The following is a 5,181-nucleotide window of genomic DNA, read 5'->3' on the forward strand; positions in this document are numbered from 1 at the left end:
AGGAATTTTTCAAATGATGCCATAGAAAAGGCATTATCCCCTGAAAAAAGAGAGGCATTTAAGAAAGACCTGAGAATAGAGAAGACATTAGAATTTTTGATTAAAAGATGAAACACATACTTTCTCCCTAAATAAAGAAAGAAGCTTGTCTATTAGCTCCTGGGAGATTTTATATTCATAATCATCTATCCTTGAAATGGGCATAATTTCATAGCCTGTGCTTGTTAGAAATACATAATCTGCCTCAAAGAGGGCAGGTTTTCTAAATCTTTTCTCAAGAACAGGGATGCCAATTGAGCTTGCTATTTCAATTATAACCTTTCTTGTAATCCCAGGGAGTATCCCGGTAGATAAAGGAGGGGTAATTAGCTTACCCCTGCTAAAAATAAATATATTGCTTGTTATTCCGCAAGCTACATAGCCATCAATTGTAAAAAATATTCCCTCATCTACCCCTTTTTTCTTTGCCTCAATCTTTGCCAGGATATTTGGAAGGTAATTGTTTGATTTTATGGGAGGAAGGGTCTTTGGATGCTGCCTTCTTATATCCAATATTGTCGCAGATACACATTTTTTTGAAAAGCCCCTAAATTCCTCTGCGATGACAACAATATTTGGTTTTTTGCATAAAGCAGGGTCTATTCCCCTTTGCCCTTCTCCCCTTGAAATGGTAATCCTAATCATTGCATCCTTTAGCCTATTTAGGTTTAAAAGCTCTTGCAGGATTTCTAAAGAAATATCGGGAATTTTTAGCTCTAATTGAGAAGCAGCATTTTTAAGCCTTTCTATATGCTCATCTAGCTTAAAAATTTTTCCCTTATATGCCCTGATCGTCTCAAATATGCCGTCACCATAAAGGAAGGAATGGTCAAGGGGAGAAATACAAGCTTTTTCTAATGCTTTAAAATTGCCGTTAAAATATACAATCAATTATCCTGTTGATCTCTTTCTTTTCTTATACCTTTCTTGAAACCTTTCTACCCTTCCTGCTGTATCAACCAGCTTTTGCTTTCCAGTAAAGAATGGATGGCAATTTGAGCATATCTCAAGCCTTATGGCATTTCCTTTGGAATAGGTTGACCTTGTCTCAAAGCTCATGCCACAAGCACAACTTACCACAACATTTTTATATTCGGGATGTATGCCTTTTTTCATCTTATCATCCCCCTTAAACGCCTTATCCTTTCCTCAATAGGAGGATGGGTTGAGAAAAGGGAAAGGAAAAATCCACTAGACAATGGATTAACAATGAACATATGGCTGGTTGATGGGTTTGCATCCATTGGAATCCTGGACACACCCATCCTTAATTTCTCAAGCGAGGAGGCAAGCTTATTCGGAGAGCCGCAGAGCCTTGCTCCTTCAGCATCGGCAAGGTATTCCCTTGATCTTGATATTGCCATCTGGATTATCAAAGCGGCTAATGGTGCAACAATGGCTATGGCAAGGAAAACCAAAGGATTACTCCTTCTTCCCTCCTCATCCCTGCTTCCTCCAAAAATAGCCGCCCATTGTGCCATATGAGCCAGATAGCTTATCGCCGAGGCAATGGTTGCCGCAATGGTAGCAATAAGAATATCCCTATTCTTTATGTGGGCAAGCTCATGTCCTATCACACCCTCTAGCTCATCATAGGAAAGGAGCTTTAATATCCCTGTTGTTACAGCAACAGAGGCATGCTTTGGGTCTCTTCCTGTAGCAAAGGCATTTGGCGAAGCATTTTCCATAAGATAAATCTTTGGTTTTGGCATCCCTGATGCCTGGGTAAGGTTATGGACAATCCTATGGACATCGGGTAGCTCCTTTTCAGATACCTCTTTTGCTCCATACATTGCAAGGACAATTTTGTCAGAGAAAAAATAGGCTCCCAAATTCATTATCCCTGCCATAATCAGGGCAAAGGTAAGCCCAGATTGCCCTCCTATTACCCTTCCTATTGCAAGAAGCAAAAAGGTAAGGCCACATAGCAAAATAAATGTTTTAAAGCTATTTATTATTTCTTCACCTCTTAAAAAATTATAAATATATTATAAAAATCAATCTTCTTTTTGTAAAGAAATTTATATTAAAAAATCATAAAAGTCCTAATTCCTAAATCATTTTCTAATCTAGCTAAACACTGGTAAGAAACCTCAGATCATTTTCAAAAAATAGCCTTATGTCTGTTATTCCATATTTTAGCATAGCAATCCTCTCAATTCCAAGCCCAAATGCAAAGCCTGTGTATTCTTCTATATCTATTCCAACATATTTGAATACCTCAGGATCTACCATTCCTGCACCCAGGATTTCAAGATAGCCTGTATTCTTACAGGTTCTGCATCCCTTGCTATTGCACAAGATACAGGATATATCAACCTCAGAGGATGGCTCGGTAAATGGAAAATAGCTTGGTCTAAACCTTATCTTGCTTCCCTTTCCAAAGACCTCCTCAAGGAAGAATGAGAGAATGCCCTTTAGGTCGCCAAATGTAATGTTTTTATCAACCAAAAGCCCTTCCACCTGATGAAACATTGGAGAATGGGATATATCAGCATCCCTCCTATAAACCCTCCCAGGTGCAATAATTCTAATGGGTGGTTTTTTCTCCTTCATTACCCTTATCTGAACCGGCGAGGTATGGGTTCGCAATAAATATGTATCATCAATATAGAATGTGTCGTGCATATCCCGTGCAGGGTGATGGGAAGGAATATTTAGGGCATCAAAATTATACTCAATAAGCTCAATCTCAGGTCCTTCCTCAATAGAAAATCCTAGCTGGACGAATATATCAACAACCTCATCCATTACAGAGGTTATTGGGTGTTTTTTTCCAATCTTTGGCATAATCGCAGGAAGGGTTTCATCAAAGAATTCTTCTTCTTTCTTAAATTTCTTCTCTTTGATTGCCTTTTCTATTGCCCTTTTTGCCTCATTAAGGCTCTTTCCTATTTCTTTTCTTTTTTCTTGAGGAATATTTTTTAGATTAGCCAAAGCGCTTGTGATTATCCCCTTGCTTCCAAGATACCTTGCCTTAATTAGAGAAAGCTCATTCTCGCCCTTTGCCATCTCTATTTCCCTTACCGCCTCTTCTATATCTTCAATTGCTTGCATACCTTTTCCTTACAAAAATAAGAAGGAGTGCCAATAACGATAAAATAGCTAATATTCCTAATTTTGTCCTAGATACAGGCTTCTCAATCCTTCTTCCTTTCTCTAATACCTCTATAGAGCTAGCGTGAATATCCATCTTTCCCCCATGCTCTTTGCAAGCTGGATGGAATATTCCAGAAACCCTTATTTTGTCTCCCATTACGCCATATCTGCCATAATAGCTTATCTTTGGGCATTTGTCAAGCCTTATAAATACACCAATTGCCCCTGTTTTGTCATATATATTGAGAAGATAGAAATTTTTTCTTTTCATAGGCTTTCCCACCACCTCTCCTTCAATCTCTATAGCTTTCTCTCTTGGCTTCTGAATAAGATCTGATATACTTATTCCATAAGATAAAGAACAAAGCAAGAGAAAAAACAAAACCCGAACCCCGAACTTCATCGCTTCCTCCCCAAAATTAAACTTATTATAGCAAATATAGAGATAAATTCCAACCTACCTGCCCACATTTGAAAGATATAAACAATCTTCATAAAAGAGGGCATATTACTTGATACAATCCCGCAACTAAAGCCTGTTCCCGATGTTGCTGATACTGACTCAAACAGGCTTTTAATGAATGGGTATCCATACATAATGCCAACCAATGCACCAATGAAGTATGTAGAAATGTAGGAGAGCATAATAATCATACTTGCCCTAACAAGCCTATCATTAAGGAGAATATCCTTTATATGGTGAAATTTCTCACAAACCACGGCTGAGCTTGGAAAGGCAAGGCTTTTTATATCCTGGATAAGAGCCTTTACAATTATCCCTACCCTTAAAATTTTAATCCCTCCACTGGTTGAGCCAGCAGATCCACCAATTCCCATAGCAATTACCATACCAATCAATGCAATCTCTCCCCATCTTACGAAATAAGCTGGATATACCATAGATAAGCCACAGGTTGCATGGGCAGATGTTGTGTGGTATAAGGCATTTAGAAAAAATGAGGGAAAATCATGATAAAGCCCTGATTTAACAATACCAATGCTTATAAAGATAAATGAAATACCTAGGGTAAAAAGGAAGGTTCTTATCTCTTCATCCTTAAATATCTCAAGCCTCTTTCCTGTCCAGACCGTATAATGGAGATAAAAGCTAAGAGAACCTAATATAAAAACAACCATTGTGGCAAGGTCAATCAATGGGCTATAATAAAAAAGGACAGATGATGAAGTAGGGGATAGCCCACAGGTAGCCCAGCCACTCATATAAAGCCACATTGCATGGAAGAATGCATTTACCATACCCAGGTCTTTATTTATTCCAATTAGCCATAAAATGCTCATCCCTACCACCAGATATAGGATGGCTATGCTCCAAATTATCCGTGCGGTAGATGCAATGTTTGGAAGGATTCTATCCTCCCTTCCCTCTCCCAGATACATTCCATAGCCAGAAGGGCTTGAGGCAAGAAAGACTAAGGCTACCAGAATTATTCCCTGTCCTGCAATGTAGGGAAAGAAAAACCTCCAGGTATTGAGAGAATAAGAGAGGTGGTCAATATCATTGATCAAGGAAAAACCGACGGTAGCCAGGCCAGACATTGCATCAAAACAAGCATCAAGGTATGAAAGATAATGCCCTGATAAGAATAATGGAATGGCAACCAGGAACATAAGAAAAAACCAGGATAAAGAGACAATAACCATTCCAACCACCCATGTAATCTCGCCCTTTTTTCCCAATAAAATAAGGATATAACCAGCCAGGACAAATGAGGAAAATGTAATAAGGAAGTCTATTGCCGAGCTATATTCGGCCATTATTATGGCAAGAATGCAATGGATAAATGCAACAAAAGAAAAGGCTGAGATTATTCTTCCTATATAATAAAAGATTGTTCTAAGATTTGTCATTTAATAAGCCAGATGAGCATTGCAGGAATTCCTAATACAAGAAAAAGGGCAAGAAAAAACAAAACCTCTGTTAAAACACCAAGCAGGAGGTTGAAAATCTTTAAGAAAAATTTTTTTATATGCATAAAATGAGGGTTTTATTCAAACCTGTAGACCTTTTTTATGGCTTTTTTA

General features: G+C 38.1%; 6 protein-coding genes. All 6 read right to left on the reverse strand.

Annotated features, from left to right (window positions below; all coding sequences use genetic code 11):
* Window positions 1-87: 87 nt before the first annotated feature.
* Complete coding sequence (locus tag AB1397_05930; protein MEW6482525.1) at window positions 88-930, reverse strand: aminotransferase class IV; 843 nt, start codon at window positions 928-930, stop codon at window positions 88-90.
* A complete protein-coding gene (gene rpmE, locus AB1397_05935; GenBank protein MEW6482526.1) occupies window positions 931-1,155 on the reverse strand; it encodes a 50S ribosomal protein L31 in 225 nt (74 codons plus the stop codon).
* Window positions 1,152-1,994, reverse strand: coding sequence for a zinc metalloprotease HtpX (locus AB1397_05940; protein MEW6482527.1), 843 nt, complete (start codon window positions 1,992-1,994; stop codon window positions 1,152-1,154). Before AB1397_05940 ends, rpmE begins: the two co-directional genes overlap by 4 nt.
* Window positions 1,995-2,112: 118 nt before the next feature.
* Complete coding sequence (gene pheS, locus AB1397_05945) at window positions 2,113-3,096, reverse strand: phenylalanine--tRNA ligase subunit alpha (protein MEW6482528.1); 984 nt, start codon at window positions 3,094-3,096, stop codon at window positions 2,113-2,115.
* On the reverse strand, window positions 3,083-3,541 hold the full coding sequence (locus AB1397_05950; GenBank protein ID MEW6482529.1) for a DNA-binding protein: 459 nt from the start codon (window positions 3,539-3,541) through the stop codon (window positions 3,083-3,085). Before AB1397_05950 ends, pheS begins: the two co-directional genes overlap by 14 nt.
* On the reverse strand, window positions 3,538-5,007 hold the full coding sequence (locus tag AB1397_05955) for a potassium transporter TrkG (GenBank protein MEW6482530.1): 1,470 nt from the start codon (window positions 5,005-5,007) through the stop codon (window positions 3,538-3,540). Before AB1397_05955 ends, AB1397_05950 begins: the two co-directional genes overlap by 4 nt.
* Window positions 5,008-5,181 lie beyond the last annotated feature (174 nt).

It is taken from the genome of bacterium (genome assembly GCA_040756715.1).
Lineage (GTDB): Bacteria > UBA9089 > UBA9088 > UBA9088 > UBA9088 > JBFLYE01.